Source organism: Lysobacter sp. Soil_C_59 (assembly GCF_057656415.1).
Genome location: NZ_JBDGKK010000001.1, coordinates 600,031 through 619,036 on the forward strand (window position 1 = coordinate 600,031; position 19,006 = coordinate 619,036).

Annotated in this window: 16 protein-coding genes; 6 read left to right on the forward strand and 10 right to left on the reverse strand. The window is 67.7% G+C overall.

Annotation, left to right across the window (positions count from 1 at the left end; all coding sequences use genetic code 11):
- Position 1: 1 nt before the first annotated feature.
- From AC3A3Q_RS02585 to AC3A3Q_RS02595, 3 genes are all read right to left on the reverse strand, one after another.
- On the reverse strand, positions 2 to 1,552 hold the full coding sequence (locus tag AC3A3Q_RS02585) for a tetratricopeptide repeat-containing sulfotransferase family protein (RefSeq protein ID WP_487584752.1): 1,551 nt from the start codon (positions 1,550 to 1,552) through the stop codon (positions 2 to 4).
- A 162-nt stretch (positions 1,553 to 1,714) separates the two neighbouring features.
- Complete coding sequence (locus AC3A3Q_RS02590; protein WP_487584753.1) at positions 1,715 to 4,738, reverse strand: TonB-dependent receptor; 3,024 nt, start codon at positions 4,736 to 4,738, stop codon at positions 1,715 to 1,717.
- 356 nt (positions 4,739 to 5,094) lie between these two features.
- Positions 5,095 to 8,007, reverse strand: a complete 2,913-nt coding sequence (locus AC3A3Q_RS02595; protein WP_487584754.1) for a putative bifunctional diguanylate cyclase/phosphodiesterase — start codon at positions 8,005 to 8,007, stop codon at positions 5,095 to 5,097.
- 169 nt (positions 8,008 to 8,176) lie between these two features.
- Between AC3A3Q_RS02595 and AC3A3Q_RS02600 the strand changes: the two genes are divergently transcribed.
- The 6 genes from AC3A3Q_RS02600 to AC3A3Q_RS02625 all read left to right on the forward strand — a co-directional run bounded on the left by AC3A3Q_RS02600 (position 8,177) and on the right by AC3A3Q_RS02625 (position 13,203).
- The gene (locus AC3A3Q_RS02600) at positions 8,177 to 8,752 is read left to right on the forward strand and encodes an RNA polymerase sigma factor (protein WP_487584755.1); all 576 of its coding nucleotides are present in this window, start codon (positions 8,177 to 8,179) and stop codon (positions 8,750 to 8,752) included.
- A gap of 3 nt (positions 8,753 to 8,755) precedes the next feature.
- Entirely contained in the window at positions 8,756 to 9,808 is a 1,053-nt protein-coding gene (locus AC3A3Q_RS02605) for a hypothetical protein (protein WP_487584756.1), read from the forward strand.
- The gene (locus tag AC3A3Q_RS02610; protein ID WP_487584757.1) at positions 9,805 to 10,404 is read left to right on the forward strand and encodes an IMPACT family protein; all 600 of its coding nucleotides are present in this window, start codon (positions 9,805 to 9,807) and stop codon (positions 10,402 to 10,404) included. Before AC3A3Q_RS02605 ends, AC3A3Q_RS02610 begins: the two co-directional genes overlap by 4 nt.
- 14 nt (positions 10,405 to 10,418) lie before the next feature.
- Entirely contained in the window at positions 10,419 to 12,185 is a 1,767-nt protein-coding gene (locus tag AC3A3Q_RS02615; protein ID WP_487584758.1) for an ABC transporter transmembrane domain-containing protein, read from the forward strand.
- 114 nt (positions 12,186 to 12,299) lie between these two features.
- Positions 12,300 to 12,716, forward strand: coding sequence for a hypothetical protein (locus AC3A3Q_RS02620; RefSeq protein ID WP_487584759.1), 417 nt, complete (start codon positions 12,300 to 12,302; stop codon positions 12,714 to 12,716).
- 43 nt (positions 12,717 to 12,759) lie between these two features.
- Positions 12,760 to 13,203 carry an HIT family protein gene (locus AC3A3Q_RS02625; protein ID WP_487584760.1) on the forward strand — a complete coding sequence of 148 codons (444 nt, stop codon included), beginning with the start codon at positions 12,760 to 12,762 and terminating at the stop codon, positions 13,201 to 13,203.
- A 3-nt stretch (positions 13,204 to 13,206) separates the two neighbouring features.
- On the opposite strand, the gene AC3A3Q_RS02630 is transcribed toward AC3A3Q_RS02625, so the two are convergent.
- The 7 genes from AC3A3Q_RS02630 to AC3A3Q_RS02660 form a co-directional block, all read right to left on the reverse strand.
- Positions 13,207 to 14,871 carry an acyl-CoA dehydrogenase family protein gene (locus tag AC3A3Q_RS02630; protein WP_487584761.1) on the reverse strand — a complete coding sequence of 555 codons (1,665 nt, stop codon included), beginning with the start codon at positions 14,869 to 14,871 and terminating at the stop codon, positions 13,207 to 13,209.
- Positions 14,872 to 14,995: 124 nt separating this feature from the next.
- Complete coding sequence (locus AC3A3Q_RS02635; RefSeq protein WP_158733706.1) at positions 14,996 to 15,202, reverse strand: cold-shock protein; 207 nt, start codon at positions 15,200 to 15,202, stop codon at positions 14,996 to 14,998.
- A 97-nt stretch (positions 15,203 to 15,299) separates the two neighbouring features.
- A complete protein-coding gene (locus AC3A3Q_RS02640; protein WP_487584762.1) occupies positions 15,300 to 16,064 on the reverse strand; it encodes an S-methyl-5'-thioinosine phosphorylase in 765 nt (254 codons plus the stop codon).
- On the reverse strand, positions 16,064 to 16,639 hold the full coding sequence (locus AC3A3Q_RS02645; protein WP_487584763.1) for a hypoxanthine-guanine phosphoribosyltransferase: 576 nt from the start codon (positions 16,637 to 16,639) through the stop codon (positions 16,064 to 16,066). Before AC3A3Q_RS02645 ends, AC3A3Q_RS02640 begins: the two co-directional genes overlap by 1 nt.
- A complete protein-coding gene (gene nagZ / locus AC3A3Q_RS02650) occupies positions 16,639 to 17,634 on the reverse strand; it encodes a beta-N-acetylhexosaminidase (protein WP_487584764.1) in 996 nt (331 codons plus the stop codon). Before nagZ ends, AC3A3Q_RS02645 begins: the two co-directional genes overlap by 1 nt.
- 116 nt (positions 17,635 to 17,750) lie before the next feature.
- Positions 17,751 to 18,449, reverse strand: a complete 699-nt coding sequence (locus tag AC3A3Q_RS02655) for a DsbA family oxidoreductase (protein WP_487584915.1) — start codon at positions 18,447 to 18,449, stop codon at positions 17,751 to 17,753.
- A gap of 32 nt (positions 18,450 to 18,481) precedes the next feature.
- The gene (locus AC3A3Q_RS02660) at positions 18,482 to 19,006 is read right to left on the reverse strand and encodes a CYTH domain-containing protein (RefSeq protein ID WP_487584765.1); all 525 of its coding nucleotides are present in this window, start codon (positions 19,004 to 19,006) and stop codon (positions 18,482 to 18,484) included.

Genomic DNA, 19,006 nt, shown 5'->3' on the forward strand with positions numbered 1-19,006 from the left:
CTCAGCCCCCCAGCCTTTCGCGCAGCGGTTGCAGCTGACGCTCATAGCGCTTCCACGCACCGACCCCGCGGCCGTGAATGCCTTCACGCACCTGGCTGCTGCTCGCAGTCGCGACGGGCGCCTGGTTGCGGGTGATGTCGGACAGACCGGCCTGCGCCGGCAATCCGATGAACTCGATCAGCTGCGCTGCGACGGCCTCCGGGTCGGCCACCAGTGCTTCGTAGTCGACCACGCGCACTGCGTGCGGAGCCGCATCCTGCCAGTGTTGCATCCATTGCTGCGCATGGCGGCTGTGCTCGGCCAGGTCGTCCAGGCTGTAGCTGTACGCATAGGCGTCGCCCTGGAACAACTCCTTGAGGTTGGAGAAGCAGGCATCCATCGGATCGCGACGCAGGCACAGGATGCGCGCATGCGGCAGCGCCCGCAGGATCAACGGAATGTTCAGCAAATTCTGCGGATTCTTGTCGAGCACGCACGGACGTCCCGGCGCGAGCAATCGCATCCGCTGCTGGAAAAGATGGCCGGCTGCCCGCGCATCCACCTGCGTCACCCGCTCCAGGCTGGCCGGCGTCCGGTGGAAGAAGTGGTCGGATGCCTGGCTCATCGCCATCTGGAAATCGTTGCGCTCGCCGAGCGAATCGACCCAGCCGTGGTTGCCGAGGATGCGATCGAGCAACGTAGTGCCGCTGCGCGGCATGCCGACGATGAAAACCGGCAACGGGCGTTCGCTCGACGCCAGTGCCTGCGCCGCCACCGCCTCGGAGGCCGGCGGCACTGGCAGGCGCATCAACGCCTGCAGGTAGGCCGCTTCGGCGGAGGCGTCATAGGCCAGGCGCTTGCGCATGACCGCCGCGCCCTGCTCCAGTGCCTGCCAGGCCTCGTCGACCTCGCCCGCAGCATCCAGTTCGTGGAACAGCGCGTACAGAAGGTGGGCCTGTTCGATACCGCCGGCGGGGCTGCGCGAGAGCGCCTGGCGAATGCGCGGGACACGCTGCATCGGCACTCTCGCACGGGAGTGGGTGGCGAGCGCCCAGTGCGCATCGGCAAAACCGGGGGACAGCGCAAGCGCCGCCTCGTACGCCTGCTCGGCACCGGCCATGTCGCCCAGGAAGCGCAGAACGTTGCCACGCGTGAACGACAGCAGCGGGTGGGCCGGCACGTGACGAGCGATGGCATCGAGGAAGCGCAGCGCGTCCTCATAGCGCCCCGCCAGCCACAGATGCTGGGCCAGCACCGCCGACTGCTGGAGGATGTTTGGATCGGACCAGTCGGCCGACAGAATCACCGAGGCCACTTCCGCCTCCTCGGCGAACTCCAGCAAGCGCCCGGTGACATAACCTGCATTGCGCGTGCTGGCCTTCAGGCGCACCGCGTCGGCTGCGCGCAGTGCATGCTCCCGCGCCGCGCAGTAGCGGTCGCCGAACTGCGCCAGCCGCGACATGCGCAACTGCGCCGGCACGTGGTGCGGCTCCCTGGCCAGCATGTCCTCGTACACGCGCCCTGCCCGATCCCAGGCACCTTCGGCTTCGAGCCGCTGCGCCTGGCCCCACATTTCTGAAAGAACAGCCTGCATAGATCCGCCATCGGAAGAACGCTTCAAGCATAGCGGCAACCGTTGCGCACACAACGCTCCATGGACCGGAAAATGCGGCTTTCCGCAAAAAAAACGGCCGCCTTGCGGCGGCCGTGAGAGAGAAATAATGGAACTTGAATCTTAGAAGTCGTACTGCACCATGAAGCGGAACTGGCGCGGTGCCTGGAAGGTACGCGGCAGCAGGTAGGTGTTCAGCGGTGCGCCCGTGGTCGCGTCCTCTGCCACTTCCGTCACCGAGGTGACCTTCTGGTTGTTGAACACGTTGAAGATGTCCATCTTGAACTGCAGGCCCGTCGCCCAGCTCGGGAAGTAGGCCACGTTCAAGTCGATCGAGTTGGTCCACGGCAGGCGACCTGCGGTACCGCGCGGCATGGCCTCGGCCGGACCGTTGACGCCACCGGCTTCGGTGGTGCCGCAACGGAAGAACGAGGAACCGTACGGGTGGACACCGCCGTGATACGGATACAGCACGCCGAGGCAGTTGATCGGACGACCCGACTGCACCAGCACGTTGGCACCGACCGACCACTCATCGTTGAACTGATAGTTGCCGAACACCTTCAGGCTGTGGCGACGATCGTTCGGCAGGTAGCCGTAGGAGTCGACCGCCAGTTCCTTGTAGTCGAAGTCCTGGGTCACGCTGGTATCGGCCTGGCCGATGTCCGACTTGACGCCACCTTCGGTGTTGCCCTTGTTCCATGCCAGCGTGTACGAAGCCTGGAAGAAGAACTTCTCCCAGCCACCATCCCAGAACAGTTCCAGCGACTTGTAGCTGCGCTTGGCTTCCGGCGACAGCAGGTCACCCTGGACGGTGTACTCGGTGAGCGTGCCGTTGTCTTCCAGGTCGGTCAGGAACACCGAATCAGCACCCGGGTTGAACATGCGGCAGTACGGGAAGCCGCTGCTCGGCAGGACCGGGTCGAAGCCATCGGCGATGGCCTGCTCGACGATCGGGTTGTAATCGCAGTTGTCGTCGATGGCCGCCTTCAGCTTGCGGTAGATACCGCGCGCGCCGATGCTCTGGTGCTCGGTGATCTGCTTCTGGAAGCCGAGGATGAACTCGTCCTGGTACATCGGGTCGAGGTTGGTGGCGGCAATCGTCGCCGGGTTCTTCGGCTCGCCGAACTCACCGTTGACGTACTGCAACGCGCCGCGCGGGGTCAGCCCGATCGGTGCGCCGGTCGCCGGATCCACGCCGGTGAAGTTGAAGTTGCGACGGGTGAACAGCGAGGCGCTGGCGCCACGAACGGCCACGCTCGGGGTCAGCGGCAGCGCGTAGCGGCCGGCGTTACCGTACAGCTTCAGCGTGGAGTCGCCGTTGACGTCCCAGGAGAAGCCCAGGCGCGGACCGAACTGGTCCTCGATCTTGACGTAGCTCTGGCCGAAGCCGTTGAGGTTCTCGAACGTATCCCAACGCGCGCCGATGTAGGCGAGGAAGTTGTCGGTGATGTTCCAGTTGTCCTCGACGTAGATCGCGTGCTGCTTGACCTTGACCGTGGAACCCTGGGTCACGATCTGCTCGCGGACGATGTCGAAGTCGTCGGCGGTGTTCGCCACGCCGTCCGGACCGACGCTGGTCGAATAGCGCCACAAGCGGCCGCCTTCGATCGACTGGCCGGCGATGGACTCGTAATCGTCCGCGTCGTAGCCGAAACCGATCTGGTGGTCGCCGATCTGCCAGTCGCCGTCGATACGCCATGCGTCACGCGTGTCGCCCGAGTCGACGCGGTCGATCGAGCCGCCGGTGATGTTGCACGAGCTGGCGTAGACGCCGGTGCGGGCGGTGCGGTAGCCCGGACGCGCGTCGGTGATGACCGGGCAGCCCGTGGCGGGCACATTGAGGTCGCCGCCGTACTGCACGTTGGTGCCGTTGGCCGTGACCAGGTGGCGCGAACGCGAGAACTCGCTGTGGCCATACAGCGCCGACAGCGTGAAGGAGTCGGTCAGGTAGCCGGTGTAGCGGGCGATGTAGTTCTCGCCACCGGTTTCCAGGTACGACGTACCGATCAGCGCACCGCGGTCAAGCGAAGCCAGCGGGTTCAGGTACTGGGCGCTGGTGGTGTCCTGCTCGTCCGAGAACGCGGTGAACTCGACCTTGTTGCTGTCGTTGATGTTCCAGTCCACCTTCAACAACCAGGTCGGACCGTCGATCTTGTCGGTCGAGTTCTGGCGGGAGACGACGCTGTTGTAGATGTCCTGTTCCTGGTTGCTGTACGACAGCAGGCCCCAGGCGAACAGCTTGTCCTTGATCAGCGCGCCGCCAGCCCAGACGCTGGTGTTGTACGAGCCGTCGCTGTCCTTGGAGTTGTCCTGGCGCAGCTTGCCGATGTCGCCCGGAACCAGCGGGTTGGAGTAGTAGGTGTTCTCGACGTCTTCACGCAGGCCTTCCGGCAGCCAGAACACGTTCGCGCCGGCTTCGAACTCGTTGGTACCGCGCTTGGTGACCTGGTTGATCACGCCGCCCAGCGAACGACCGAACTCGGCGCCGTAGCCACCGGTCTTGATCTGCTGCTCTGCCACTGCCTCGAAGGGAATCTTCGAGAAGTTCAGGCCGCGGAACGAGTTGGTGACGTTGAAGCCGTTGACGTAGTACTGGTTCTCGGCGACCGAGGAACCACCGAACGATGCCAGGTTGCCGAAGGCGTTGTCGCCGCGGACGGTACCCGGAGCCAGCAGGGCGACCGAGGTGGCGTCACGCAGCACCGGGATCTTGGCGATCTGGGCGGCGGTCAGGATGGTGGTGGACTCGACCGACGAGACGTCGATCGGGTTCACCGCCTGGGCACCGACCACGACGACGCTGTCGAGGGTGGTGGCCGAGCCGCCGGCAGCCGAGGCGAAGTTGACCGGGGTACCGGTACCAACGTTGACTGCGACGCCTTCGCGGACGGCGGTCGTGCCGTCGGCACGCTGCAGGGTGATGCGGTACTGGCCCGGCGACAGAGCCGGCACGCGATAGGTGCCATCGCCTGTCACGGTGATCTCGCGACGGAAGCCCGTTGCCGGGTTCTCGACGACGACGGTCTCCCCAGCCGTCGCCTGACCGAACACGGCACCAGCGGTGGACTGGGCGTGGACGCCGGAAGAGGCGAAGCACACGCCGAGCGCCACGGTAAGCGCGCTGCGCCGCAAATTGCGGTTCATGGATGAACGTTTAGACACATTTCCCCCAAATTCAGCAAATGGAATTGCCCCGTAGGGCCTGGCGACCATGACTTCAGGCACATGGCCGGGTCAACGGTTAACGCAGCGTTCACCTTCATTAATTCTGCGTTTTGTGACGTACCTCACATTTTTAATGCAACTTTCACGCGAGTTTTACGAAACCGCCATTTTTCGATTGACAAAACGGAACAATCGGCGGCCACGCTCCCCATTCATGGAATGCGTCGTTTGTCTTTGCTTTCTTTGGCGGCATGAAAATTGCCGGCCATGGCGAAGCCGCCCTGCCCGACCGGGATGGGTCGGGGGCGGTCACAGGCTGGGAATGGCGGCTGTCGTCAGCCGCTGACGGCGCGCAGCAGGGCCTGGGTATGGACGCGTTCGGCTGGATAGCCGAAGAGATAGCCCTGGCCGTACGTACAACCGAGCTCGCGCAGGGCCGCGCGTTGGGCTTCGGTCTCGACACCCTCACCGATGGTGTGGATGCCCAGGGTGCCGGCCAGCGCCTGGATCGCGCGGACCACCGCAACGCTCTCGGGCTGGGCGTCGCCGATCAGCCCGGAAACGAAGCTCTGGTCGATCTTCAGGCACTCGATCGGGAACCGGTGCAGGTACGACAGCGCCGAGAAGCCGGTGCCGAAGTCGTCGAGCTGGGCGAGCACGCCGTGGCTGCGCAGGGTACGCAGCATGCGCAGCGCGCGCGGCACGTCGTCGAGCAGGGCGACCTCGGTGATCTCGATGCGCAGGCGGTGCGGGTCGGCGCCGGCCTGGTCGATCATCCGCAGCAGGCGGTCGGCGAAATCGCCGGAACGGAAATGGCGCGGCGACACGTTGACCGAGATGTAGCCCTCGCCGCCACGGGCGAGCTCTTCCATCACCTGGCCGTAGAGGATCCAGTCGACTTCCTCGATCAGGCCGCTGTCCTCGCCCACGCCGATGAACTCGCTCGGCGTCAGCAGGCCGCGGCGCTCATGGCGCCAGCGCAGCAGCGCTTCGTGGCCGATCACGCGGTGGTCGTCCAGGCGCACGATCGGCTGGTAGAAGGCGACGAAGCCGTCGCCGTTGATGGCACGGCGCAGATCGGCCTCGAGGTCGAGGATGCGCACGGCCTCCTCGCGCATCGCCTCGTCGAACACCGCGCAGCGGTCGCGTCCGGCGGCCTTGGCCCGGTACATGGCGGCATCGGCGTCGCGCAGCAGCTCGGCGCCGGTGCGGTAGCGCGGATGCCACAGGGCGATGCCGAGGCTGGCCGACGGGAACACTTCGCGTCCGGCGATCCAGCACGGTTCGCCCAATGCGCGCAGCACGCGCTGGGCCAGTTCCTCGGCGACTTCGGGGCCGTCGATATCCTCGATCAGGATCGCGTACTCGTCGCCGCCCAGGCGCGCGACGGTGTCGTCCTCGCGGACGGCCTCCACGATCCGGCGCCCGGCCTCGACCAGCAGCTCGTCGCCGGCGGAATGGCCGACGCTGTCGTTGACCAGCTTGAAACGGTCCAGGTCGAGGAACAGCACCGCGAACGTGGTCTGCTGCTCGCCGCGTGCCCGCGCGATGGCCTGGGCCAGACGGTCGAGCAGCTGGCTGCGGTTGGGCAGCCCGGTCAGCGCGTCGTGCATCGCCTGGTGGGTCAGCTGCTGCTCCACGCGCAGGCGCTCGCCGATCTGCGCCAGCAGCTCGGTGTTGGCCTGGGCCAGCTCGCGCGTGCGCGAATCGACCCGCTGCTCCAGCTCGGCGTGGGCCGAGACGAGGCGGTCCTGCGCCTGCTTGCGGGCCAGGCCGATGCTGATGTGGTGGGCGACGAAGGTCAGCAGTTCCTGGTCGCGGACGCTGAAGTTGATCGCCGGCGAGTAGCTCTGCACGGTGATCACGCCCACCACCGACTCATTGTGGAACAGCGGCACGCCAAGCCAGCAATGCGCGAGCGAGCCGCGGCTGCGCACCAGCCCCTGCGATTCCAGCGCGGCGATGCGCTTGCGGTCGGCCAGCAGCGCGCGGCCCCGGGCAATCACGTACTCGGTCAGGCCGGAGGCGAGCTTGCGCGCCACGCGGTTGGCGTCGCGTTCGTCGATCGAGTACGGGAACTCGAGACCCTCGCCGTCATCGGAGACCAGCGCGATGTAGAAGTTGCGCGCGTACAGCAGGTCGCTGACTACGTCATGGACCTGGGTGTAGAAGCGCTCCAGCGTTTCGGAGGTGATCGACAGTTCGGCGATGCGGAACAACGCCCGCTGCAGGCGCTCGGCGCGCTGGCGCTCGATGATCTCGGCCTGCAGGTCGCGGTTGCTCAGCTGCAGCGCCTGGGTGCGTTCCTCGACGCGGCGTTCAAGCTCCTCGCGGGCGTGGAAGCGGTCGAGCGCGGTGAGGATGTGCTGGGCGACGAACGACAGCAGTGCCCGCTCCTCTTCGCCGTAGACGTCCGGCCGGTCGTAGCTCTGCACCACGATCGCGCCGCAGATGCGGTCTTCGCGGCGCATCGGCACGCCCAGCCAGTCCTCGCTGTCGGGGCCGTGGCGGGCGTCGCGGGCGACGCCGAGGCGGTCGCGGATCAGTTCCGACGGACCCTGCAGCGGCTCGCCATGGCGCAGCAGCGCCACGGTCACGCTGTTGGGCATGTCGTCGATGGCGATGTCGCGCTCGGGTTCGGCGACGTAGGTGTCGACCTGGTCGGCGAAGTACAGGAAGCGCAGGCTGTCGCGGACATCGTCGTACAGCACGATGTAGAGATTGGCCGCGTACATCAGCCCGGCGACGACGGTGTGGATCCGGCGCAGCATGTCGGCCAGTTCCAGGTCGGAACCGGCCAGGTCGGCGATCTCGAACAGCGCCTGCTGCAGCCGTTCGGACTTCTCCAGCGACTCGGCGCGAGCCAGCGTGCGCAATGCGACCAGGTGCGAGACGACCACGCGCTGGGCCATCCCCAGCCAGATCTCGCGCACTTCGGCCGCAATCGGCCCGGGCAACTGCGCGGCAATCGCCACGCGGACGCCCTCGGCCGTGGTCCAGGCAATCTCGATGCGGTGCGAGTGGTGGCCGACCGGGCTGCGCTGCAGCAGCACCTCGGCGCGACTGGCCAGTGCGCTGGTGGCACCCGGCGAGGCGGACCCTGCGGAAATTCCCGTGTTCGGATCGCGCCAGAGCACGGCGACTTCGGCGCCGGGCGGCAGGGCCTCCTGCAGGGTGTCAGCCAGCGAATCGCGACCGTAGCCGGCATCGACGATTCGAACGGCCTTTGGCCTGCTGCGATTGGACACTGCGGATGGGGCCCCTGGTCGGACGCCGAAGGATAGCGCGCCGCCGGCCATGCGTGGATCAACCCCGTCGCGAACTGCGATCCGTTCATCCGATATGGACCTGGCCCAGCAACTTTCTTTTGTGCCCTGCCGCTTCCCGCCGGCGCCTCCAGCCCGTACGCTGCCGCGCATGAATGCGGGCGAGGATCCGAGCGACGACCTGTTGATGCTGGCCTGGACCGGCGGGGACACGGCTGCGTTCGAAACCCTCTATGCCCGCCACCGCGGCCCGCTGTACCGGTTCCTGCTGCGCCAGCTGCGCGACGGCGCCCTCGCCGACGAGTTCTTCCAGGACGTCTGGCAGCGGGTCATCGCCGCCCGACAGGGCTGGAAGCCCGACGCCGCGTTCAGGACCTGGCTGTTCCGCATCGCCCACAATCGCCTCAACGACCACTGGCGCGGTCTCAAGCACCGCCCGGCGGCTCCGGAGGACGGCGACGAGCGCGCCGCACGCGTGCCCGACCCGACCACCCCGGAGCGGGAACTGTCCGAATTCGAACAACGCCGGCGCCTGCAGCTGGCGATCGCGGCGCTGCCCGAGGAGCAACGCGAGGTGGTGCTGCTGCGCCTGGAGCAGGAACTGAGCCTGGAGGACATCGGCGAGATCACCGGCGTCGGCCGGGAAACCGTCAAATCGCGCCTGCGCTATGCAATGGACAAGCTGCGCGCCGGACTGAGCGATGACGCCGGCGAGCTGAGCGACTGACCCATGAGCCATCCTTTCGACGAACCGCTGACCCCTGAAGAGCGCGCCATGGCCGACCGGCTGGCGCGACTGGGGCCGCGCGACGGTCCCTCGCCGGCGCTCGATGCGAAGATCCTCGCCGCCGCGCACGCGGCAGTGGCACCCCGACGCAACCGCCGCTGGTTGGCGCTGACCGGCGTGCCGGCGACCCTGGTCACCGGTGCCGGCATGGCGGCGGTGCTGGCCCTGGCCGTCGGCGTGGTCTGGCAGCTGCGGCCCTCGGCCCCGGCACCGCGGGCGCCGCGCGATGAAGCTGGCGATTTTGGTTTTGTTACCGCTGAAGTGATCGAGCGGCCCGAGCCGGCAGCCGCCCCAGCGCCACCGCCGCCGGCCGCCGACGCGCCGGCACCCGCGCGCGCCCTGCAGGCGCCGGCGATGGCCAAGCGGGAGGCCGCGCCGGCGCGCGCGGAAGCCGTCGCAGCGAAGGAGGCACCGGCTGCGACAGCGGCGCCGGCACCAGGTCAGGCACCAGAACACTTCCTCGACGAGGCGGTCGATCCGGCAACCCATTCCGTGCCGGAGACCGCGGCGTCTGGCGCGCGCGGCGATTCGATGCCCTACTCCGCGGCGCCGGCGCCGGCTGCGCCCGCCGCCGCCGCGGTATTCGAAGGCGAGCAGCGGCAGCGCGCCGCGGCCTCCGCGATGCAGCGCAAGACCGCGGCAAACGAGGCAGCCAAGCAGGTCGACGAAAATCGCGAACTGCGCTCACAGGCAGCTTCGGTTGTCGCGGCGGACCGCGCAGCGGCCGCCCCGGCGGATGCCATGGCGGCGGAAGACACGGCATCCGGCAGCACGCTCGACCGCATCGAAGTCACCGGCAGCCGCATCAGGATGGCCGACATGCCGGTGCGCGACGACCGCGAACTGGCGCCGGCGCAATGGCTGCAACGCATCCGCGACCGCCGCGACGACGGCGACCTCGATGGCGCCCGCCAGAGCCTGCAGCAGTTCCGCAAGTCGTATCCGCGCGTGCGCCTGCCCGACGACCTGCGCGCGCTCGCCGAACCGACGCGATGACTTCGGCAACACTGGCGGCACCGACCTCCTTCGAACTGGAGGTCAAGCACAGCCGCTTCATAGTCCACGCCGCACCGGTCACGACGCCGCAGGCCGCGCTCGACTTCATTGCACAGGTTGGCGATCCCGCCGCCACGCACAACTGCTGGGCCTACAGGATCGGCAGCGAGTATCGCTTCAACGACGATGGCGAACCGGCAGGCACCGCGGGACGTCCGATCCTGGCCGCCATCGACGGCCAGGGCCTGGACCAGGTCGTGGGTGTCGTCACGCGCTGGTTCGGCGGGATCAAGCTTGGCGCCGGCGGGCTGGTCCGCGCCTATGGCGGCAGCGCGGCCGAGTGCCTGCGGCTGGCGCCCCGGCGGATCCTGGTCGTCCATGTCGTCGTCGAACTCGACTATTCCTTCGACGACACCGGCGCGGTCCACGCCGCCATCGCCGCCCACGCCGCGGAAAAGCTCGACGAGCGCTTCGATGCGAACGGCGCCCAGCTGCGCCTGCGGTTACCCTCGGAGCAACTGTCGCCCTTGAAAGTCAGGCTCCGCGACGCCACTCGTGACCGGGTGCGCTTCGGCGACGAACTCCCTGACATGTGAGTGACCCGATCGCCATGAATGCCCGCGTTGACGCTACCCAAAGCAAGGCCCCCATCGGCAACCTGCGCACGCTGTGGCCGTTCGTGCGCCAGCACCGCGCCCTGTTCGTTGCCTGGCTGGTCTCACTGGCGGCATCGAGCACCGCGACGCTGACCTTCCCCAAGGCCTTCGGCACGATGATCGACCAGGCCTTCACCCAGGGCGGCGGCGCCATCGATCGCGCCTTCCTGCTGCTGTTCGCCGTCGCTGTCGCGCTGGCGCTGGCCACGGCCGCGCGCTTCTACTTCGTGTCGCTGCTGGGCGAACGCGTCGTCGCCGACCTGCGCCAGCGACTGTTCGCCCACCTGATCGGCCTCGATGCCGGCTTCCACGACCGCAACCGCAGCGGCGAACTGGTGTCGCGCCTGACCGCCGACGCCGAACTTCTGCGCAGCGTCGTCGGCTCGAGCATGTCGGTGGCATTGCGTAGCTCGGTGACCGTGCTGGGCAGCATCGCCATGCTGTTCGTCACCAGCCCGCGCCTGGCGGCGTTCGCGCTGGTCGGCATCCCGCTGGCCGTATTGCCGATCGTGGTCGGCGGCCGTCGCCTGAAGAAGATTTCGCGCACCAGCCAGGACCGCATCGCCGACGCCAATGCGCTGGCCAACGAAACCCTCGGCGCGGTCCGCACGGTGCAGGCACACGCACGCGAACCCTACGAACAGGGACGCTTCGGTGTCGCAGTGAAAACCTCCGTCGACACCGCCCGGCGCCGCATCCAGGCCCAGGCCTGGGTCACCGCGATCGCAATCATGCTGGTGTTCGGTGCGATCACGCTGGTGCTCTGGTCGGGCGCGCACGACGTGCTGGCCGGTCGCATGAGCGCCGGTACGCTCGGACAGTTCGTGCTGTATGCCCTGCTCTGCGGCGGCTCCGTCGGCGCCCTGGCCGAAGTGTGGAACGAGCTGCAGCGTGCCGCCGGCGGCATGGGCCGCATCAGCGAACTGCTGGTCGAGGAGACCGCGGTCGCCTCGGCGTCGCAACCGACCGCATTGCCGGTGCCGCTGCAAGGCAGCATCGACTTCGACGATGTCACTTTCCATTACCCGCAACGCCCCAACACGGCGGCGCTCGAGGGCTTCAGCCTGCGCGTGCGCCCGGGCGAGACCGTGGCCCTGGTCGGGCCTTCGGGCGCTGGCAAGAGCACCGTGTTCTCGATGCTGCTGCGCTTCCACGACCCGCAATCGGGCCGCGTCAGCATCGATGGCATCGACATCCGCCAGCTGGCCTTGCCGGACCTGCGCGAGGCCATCGCACTGGTGCCGCAGCAGCCGACGATCTTCGCCAGCAGCGCGCGCGAGAACATCCGCTACGGCCGCCTCGATGCCGACGACGCGCAGGTGGAACACGCGGTCGCCGCGGCGCACGCCTCGGACTTCGTCGCCGCCATGCCCAACGGCCTCAACACCGAACTGGGCGAACGCGGCGCGCGCCTGTCGGGCGGCCAGCAGCAGCGCATCGCCATCGCCCGCGCACTGCTCAAGGACGCCCCGATCCTGCTGCTCGACGAGGCCACCAGCGCACTCGACGCGCAGAGCGAACGTGCGGTGCAGAAGGCACTGGAAACGCTGATGGAAGGGCGCACGACGCTGGTCATCGCGCACCGCCTGGCGACGGTGCTGAAAGCCGATCGCATCGTCGTGATGGACCACGGCCGCATCGTCGCCGAAGGCACGCACGCGCAGCTGCTGGAACAGGACGGCCTGTACGCGGAGCTGGCCAGGCTGCAGTTCCTGGACTGAGCCCCGCTTTGCCCGGACGACGCGCTGGCGTCGTCACGTTTGAGACGATTCTTATTCGTTTCCCGATGGCACGGATGCACCCTGACCTCGGTCTCGAACCGCGCGGAGGTGCTCATGAAGTTCACTTCGAACGCCATCGAACCGGCGACCGGCATCGTCAAGGGCATTGCCACGGGCATTGCGATGCCGCGCCGCACAGCGAGAACCGCGGCGGACTATTCGCACGTCAGCTCACTTGAGATCGCGCGGGCGCTGGTCCGGCAGGGGATGCTGTTCGAGATCACCCTGTTCCCCGAGGAGTTCGGCGGTACGCGTGAGGCGTACAACCTCATCTACGTGCCGCCGGGCATCCCGGAAATGATGGACCTGGTGATCGAAACCCTGCTTTCCCTGCGCAACGACGGCCTCGTCGACCAGCTCAGCATGGACGTCGACTACAAGGGCAAGAGTTTCGTCCCCGGCAGCATCAGCGTACGAGCGACGCACAACAGCAAGAGCCGCAGCTTCGAACCGCGAATCGGAATTTGGTAGTGTTTTGCAGCGCACTTTCGCGCGCGCGAAAACCAGGGACTGAATGACGACGACCGACTGTCCGTTCTGCGCCATCGCCGCCTACCAGGCACCGGCCAGCATCGTCTTCGAGGACGAGCTGACGATGGCCTTCATTGGTCTTCGCCAGTTCCATGCCGGCCATACGCTGGTGATTCCGCGCCGACACCTGAATGATGTCCGCGAGCTCGACCCGGCCACTGGTGCGGCATTGATGGCCACGGTGTCACTGGTGACGCGCGCGGTCGGCGAGACATTCCCTAACAAGGGACTGAGCCTGTGGCACTCCATCGGCGAAGCCGCTTTCCAGGAGGTCGCGCACATGCATATCCATATCCATCCGCGCATGCCCGACGACGATTTCCTGCGCGTCTACCCGACGGCGCCGGCAACGCCCGACCGCGCCGCGCTCGATGCCCATGCAGACTTGCTGCGTGCGCAGCTGCAACGCATCCGAGGCGAACGCTAGGTATCAGCCTGTCGGCCAGGCACGCGTGATCAGCGGCGCGAAGTCGAAATCGCGCGGCAAGGTTCCCAGTGCATTGCCATGGTCACCGCCGATGCGGCTGCAGCAGAACGGCTCCGCCATGGGGCTGCCATCGCGCAGCAGCAGGCTGGCCTGCAGGGCCAATGCCAGCGCTTCGACCCAGCGCCGTGCCTCGACCTCCGGCACTTCGGCCTCGCCGACCAGGACCGGACGCAGCTCCTTCAACTCGGCGTCGAAGTCCGGATCCAGGTGCGCGGCCGCCTCGAGCTCGGCCAGCAGGGCCTGTCCGGTCTGCGGCTCGCGCTGCAGCGCGCGCATCACGTCCAGGCACTGGATGTTGCCGCTGCCTTCCCAGATCGAGTTGAGCGGTGCCTGCCGGTACAGGCGCGGCATGATCGATTCCTCGACGTAACCGGCACCGCCCAGGCACTCCTGGGCCTCGTTGACGAAAGCCGGCGCGCGCTTGCAGATCCAGTACTTGCCGATAGCGGTGGCGATGCGCGCGAACGCGGCCTCCTTCGGGTCGTGCGCGGAGCGGTCGACCGCGCGGGCGACCCGCATCGACAGCGTGATCGCCGCCTCGGCCTCGATGGCCAGGTCGGCGAGCACGTTGCGCATCAGCGCATGCTCGACCAGGCGCTTGCCGAAGGTGCGACGGTGGTGGGTGTGATGCATCGCCTGCGCCAGCGCCATGCGCATTTCCGCGGCAGCGCCGAGCATGCAGTCCAGGCGCGTCAGCATCACCATCTCGATGATGGTCGCCACGCCGCGCCCCTCGTCACCGATCCGCCAGGCCCAGGCGTCGGCGAACTCCACTTCAGATGACGCGTTGGACCAGTCGCCGAGCTTGTCCTTGAGCCGCATCAGGCGGAATGCGTTCTTGCGACCGTCCGGGCGCCATCGCGGCAACAGGAAACAACTCAACCCGGCCGGCGCCTGCGCCAGCACGAGGAAACCGTCTGACATCGGCGCCGAGAAGAACCACTTGTGCCCGACCAGCAGGTACTCGCCTTCCGCGGCCAGCGGCGTGGCACTGGTGGTGTTTGCGCGGACATCGCTGCCGCCCTGCTTCTCGGTCATGCCCATGCCCAGCGTCACCCCGAGCTTGTGCTCGATGCCGACATCGCGCGGGTCGTAGTAGGGAGAAGCCGCCTTGCCGGCCCACTCGTGCAATGCCGGCGCATGCCGCAGCACCGGAATGGCGGCATGGGTCATGGTCAGCGGGCAACTGCTGCCCGGTTCGACCTGGTGGTGCAGGTAGCTCAGCGCGGCGCGGGCGACATGCGCGCCGGGACGCGGTTGCGACCACGACAGCCCGGCGACACCGTGCTCGATCCCGGCCTGCATGATGCGGTGGTAGTTGGGATGGAACTCGACCAGGTCGATGCGCTGGCCGAAGCGATCGTGCGTGCGCAGGCGCGGGCGGTCGCGATGGGCATCGAAGCTGAGCCGGTACAACTCATCGCCGGCCAGAGCGCCGTAGGTCGCCAGCGTATCGGTGAAATCGCCGCCGCCCTCGCGCACCACCGCCTCGCACAGCGCGCTGTCGTCACGCCACAGGTCGCGCGGTCCGAATTCCGGCGGCTGGTTCTCGACAACATGCGTGGCATACGGCGGCAGCGGGGGCATCTTCGACTCCGGCGCGGGCATGGGGGGATTCTAGGCCCCATGATCCCCGGCCCGGCGGACGCCATCCCTCGGCAGTCAGACGCCCATAAAAAAAGGCCCCGCAATGCGGGGCCTTCCAAGCCGATATTGCCGGGCTTGCGTCAGATCACGCCACCGGCGTGATGTTCGACGCTTGCGCGCCCTTCGGACCCTGCGTCAGCTCGTAGCTGACGCGCTGGCCTTCCTGCAGGCTGCGGAAGCCCTTGGCGTTGATCGCAGAGAAATGCGCGAACACATCTGCGCTGCCGTCCTCGGGCGAAATGAACCCGAAGCCCTTGGCGTCGTTGAACCATTTCACGGTGCCGTACTGCATGTCCTTATCAACCTCATGCTGGATGCGTTGTCGCGCAGGGTCCGACAGCCGGGCCCACGCGCCGGTCGAGTATGCAAACTGAACGCCGGCTTGACAATCACCCCCGCCCAGAACGATCGAGCAGGGCCGCCAGCAGCGCCGGCAAACCGGCCGAGGCGACGGCTACATTGTCGAGCACGTCCTGCAGGGTGATGACCTCGTCCGGGTCCGGACCGGCCCCCGCCGCCCAGTTGGCGACAATGGCCAAACAGGCGTAATCCAGGCCCAATTCGCGCGCCAGGCCGGCCTCGGGCATGCCCGTCATGCCGACCAGGTCGCAGCCGTCCCGGCGCATCCGCGCGATCTCGGCACGGGTTTCCAGGCGCGGCCCCTGGGTCGCCCCGTAGCAACCCTCGGCGACCAGATCGACGCCCGCCTTGGCCGCCGCGGCGATCACGTCCTGCCGCAGCGCGCGCGTGTACGGCTCACCGAAGTCGACATGCAGGACCTCGGAGCCTTCTTCTTCACAAATCGTTGACACCCGTCCCCAGGTGTAATCGATCAACTGGTCCGGACACGCCAGCACGCACGGCCCGAACCGATCGCCGATGCCGCCGACGGTATTGAGCGCGAGCACCCGCTGCGCGCCGAGCGACTGCAGCGCGGCGAGATTGGCGCGGTAGTTGATCTTGTGCGGCGGCAGCGAATGGCCTTCGCCATGGCGGGCGAGGAAGGCCACGCGATGTCCGTCGAGCGTGCCGAGCCGGATCGGCCCGGACGGTGCGCCGAAGCGCGTCGACGGCTGCAGCGTTTCCACATCTTTCAGCGCGGCCAGCTTGTACAGGCCCGTGCCGCCGATGACGGCCAGTGCGATCCCACTCATCAGCTTTCCTTCAATGCGTAGATCGCCGGCAGGTTGCGGCCCTGCTCGTGGTAGTCCATGCCATAGCCGAAGACGTAACGGTCCGGCACTTCGACGCCGACATAGTCGGCATGCAGGCCCGGCACGCAGCGATCGTGCACCTTCACCGCCAGCGCGGCGATGCGCACGTCGCTGGCGCCCTGCTCCAGGCACCAGGCGCGGATCGCGGCCAGCGTGTGGCCCTCGTCGAGGATGTCGTCGGCCAGCAACACGCGGCGGCCCCGCAGCGGCGTCGCCGGACGATGCTTCCAGGTCAGCTCGCCGCCGGAGGTGGCGCCGCGATAGCGCGTGGCATGCAGGTAGTCGAACTCCAGGTCGAGCCCGAGCGCGCCGACTTCCATCGCCAGCTGCGCGGCGAACGGCAGGCCGCCGTGCATGATCGTCAGGTACACCGGCACATCGTCGTCGCCGTAGTCGGCGCGGATCGGCGCGGCCATGTCCCGGATCGCCTGTTCGAGCGTGGCCCGATCGATCAGCATGTCGGAATTGGCCAGTGCGGCGGCCAGGTCGTTGCTCTTGGCAGCAGTCGTGCTCATCAGGCCAGGCCCTCCAGGCGGCTGCGCGCGGAACCGTAGCGGCTGTCGGCCAACAGGCCGTCCCAGCCCATCGCCCCGCGGCCAATCAGGCCGGTCAGCGCCATCGTGTTGAGCGTGCGCCCCTTCACCGCTTCCAGCGATTCCTCGACCAGTTGCGGGTGGCACACCAGCACCACGTCGCAACCGGCATCGTAGTGGGCGTCGATGCGCGCCTTGACGCCGCCCACCGAGAACGCCGCCTTCATGCCGATGTCGTCGCTGAAGACGACGCCGCGAAAGCCCATCTCGCTGCGCAGGACATCGTTGATCCAGAACTTCGAATAGCCCGCCGGCTCCGGCGCAACGGCCGGGTACTTCACGTGCGCCATCATCACCGCGTCGGCCTTGGCCTCGATGCCGGCGACGAAGGGAACCAGGTCGGTGGCGCGCAATTCGTCGAGCGGACGCGGGTCGACCGCATCGTCGAAATGGGTATCTGCCTGCACCGAGCCGTGTCCCGGGAAATGCTTGAGCGTGGCGGCCATGCCGGCAGCGTGCATGCCGCGCACGTAGGCGCGGGTGAATTCGGCGACCACGGCCGGATCCTCGGAGAACGCGCGGTTGCCGATCGCCAGGTTGCCGCGGCCGAGGTCGACCACCGGCGCGAAGCTCAGGTCGACACCGCTGGCCTGCACTTCGGTCGCCATCAACCAGGCGTGTTCCTCGGCCAGTTTCAGTGCCGCCTCGCGGTCTTCGGCGTAGAGCTTGCCGAAACCCTGCAACGGCGGCAGTGCGCTGTAGCCTTCGCGGAAGCGCTGCACGCGGCCGCCTTCCTGATCGACGCAGATCAATTGCGGACGCGTGGCCGCGGCGCGGATCGCCGCCGACAGCTCGGCGACCTGGTCACGCGAAGCGAAGTTGCGGGTAAACAGGATCACGCCGGCGCAAGCGTCGTGCTGCAGCCAGTCGCGCTCCTGCGCGGTAAGTTCGGTGCCGGCGACGCCGATCACGAGCATGCGGAAAACTCCAGGCAGTGGGGGCCACGCCAGGGGCGCGGCCCCGCATTGTCGCGCAGATGGCCGGCCGCGGCAGCCCCGCGAACTGGCTGATTCAGCTGTGAACGGTCAGGCGATCAGACGGCGCAGCCGTCCGGTCCGCAGGCGGCGTCCTTCTTGCTCGCGTCGGACGCGGCCACGGCCGGCACGATGCCGATCTTGGCAAAGGCCTCGCGGAACACGTCCGGCGTCTGCGCGCCCTGCACCGCCAGGCGGCCATCGAGGACGAACGTCGGCACGGCCTGGATTCCCAGCGCGCGTGCCTGGCCCAGCTGGGCACGCACTTCGGCCAGGCCCTCGTCGGAGTCGAGCATCGCGCGCACGCGTTGCTCCGACAGGCCACCCGCGGCGCCGGCATCGACCAGCGTCTGCGTGTCGGCCAGGTTGCGGCCTTCGGCGAAATGGGCGCGGAACAGCGCCTCGCCGACCTTGTCGGCGTCGCCCTCCTGTCCTGCCAACCAGGCCAGTCGATGCGCCTTGAGCGTGTTGACCCGCACCTGGCCGCGGTCGAAGTCGAACGGCAGGCCTTCGGCGCGACCGGCCGCCTGGGTCTGCGCGAGGATCTGCTCGGTACGCTGTGCGCCACCGAACTTGCGCTCGTAGGCTTCACGCAGCGGGACCGGGGTCTCGTCGGACTCGGGGTCGAGCTGGAATGCGTGCCAGTGGATATCGGCGTTCTGCCCGGCTTCGCCCAGTTGCGCCAGCGCCGTGCGCAGGCGTTGCTTGCCGATCCAGCACCAGGGGCAGACCACGTCGGACCAGATATCGATGCGCAGGGGTTTGTTGTTCATGGTGCCAACATGGGGACTCAGTGGGTCGATGCAACCGCGCCGGAACGCTCGCTCTCGTTCCACTGCGAATAAGGCCGCGTGGCGAGAGCGAGGTTGTAATAGCGCACCGCTTCGGTGACTTCCGCGCCGATCCATTCCGGCCGGGCAAACGCCTCGTCAGCCGATGACAGCTCGATCTCTGCCACCACCAGCCCGGCGTTCTCGCCGAGGAACTCGTCGACCTCCCACAGGTGGCCTTCGTGCTCGACGTAGTGGCGACGCTTGTCGACCAGGCCACCGACGCACAGCGCCAGCAGGCCGCGCGCATCCTCGACCGGAATTGGGTAGTCGAACTCCTGGCGGGTGTGGCCCAGTTCGCGCGACTTGAGGTTGAGGAAGGCCTCTTTGCCGGCGATGCGCACACGCACCGAAGCCTTCATCGCGCCGCTGTCCATCGCGGCCTGGTCGTTGATGTAACCCTGCGCCATCGGCACGACTTCGCGCGCGGCCGCACGCCAGCCGTCACCGGTGACCAGGAACTTGCGTTCGATTTCGATACCCAT

Coding starts and splice junctions, on each gene's coding strand:
- AC3A3Q_RS02585 (WP_487584752.1), bottom strand. CDS start 1,552: ATGTGGGGCCAGGCGCAGCGGCTCGAAGCCGAAGGTGCCTGGGATCGG.
- AC3A3Q_RS02590 (WP_487584753.1), bottom strand. CDS start 4,738: ATGAACCGCAATTTGCGGCGCAGCGCGCTTACCGTGGCGCTCGGCGTG.
- AC3A3Q_RS02600 (WP_487584755.1), top strand. CDS start 8,177: ATGAATGCGGGCGAGGATCCGAGCGACGACCTGTTGATGCTGGCCTGG.
- AC3A3Q_RS02605 (WP_487584756.1), top strand. CDS start 8,756: ATGAGCCATCCTTTCGACGAACCGCTGACCCCTGAAGAGCGCGCCATG.
- AC3A3Q_RS02610 (WP_487584757.1), top strand. CDS start 9,805: ATGACTTCGGCAACACTGGCGGCACCGACCTCCTTCGAACTGGAGGTC.
- AC3A3Q_RS02615 (WP_487584758.1), top strand. CDS start 10,419: ATGAATGCCCGCGTTGACGCTACCCAAAGCAAGGCCCCCATCGGCAAC.
- AC3A3Q_RS02620 (WP_487584759.1), top strand. CDS start 12,300: ATGAAGTTCACTTCGAACGCCATCGAACCGGCGACCGGCATCGTCAAG.
- AC3A3Q_RS02625 (WP_487584760.1), top strand. CDS start 12,760: ATGACGACGACCGACTGTCCGTTCTGCGCCATCGCCGCCTACCAGGCA.
- AC3A3Q_RS02630 (WP_487584761.1), bottom strand. CDS start 14,871: ATGCCCGCGCCGGAGTCGAAGATGCCCCCGCTGCCGCCGTATGCCACG.
- AC3A3Q_RS02635 (WP_158733706.1), bottom strand. CDS start 15,202: ATGCAGTACGGCACCGTGAAATGGTTCAACGACGCCAAGGGCTTCGGG.
- AC3A3Q_RS02640 (WP_487584762.1), bottom strand. CDS start 16,064: ATGAGTGGGATCGCACTGGCCGTCATCGGCGGCACGGGCCTGTACAAG.
- AC3A3Q_RS02645 (WP_487584763.1), bottom strand. CDS start 16,639: ATGAGCACGACTGCTGCCAAGAGCAACGACCTGGCCGCCGCACTGGCC.
- nagZ (WP_487584764.1), bottom strand. CDS start 17,634: ATGCTCGTGATCGGCGTCGCCGGCACCGAACTTACCGCGCAGGAGCGC.
- AC3A3Q_RS02660 (WP_487584765.1), bottom strand. CDS start 19,006: ATGGGTATCGAAATCGAACGCAAGTTCCTGGTCACCGGTGACGGCTGG.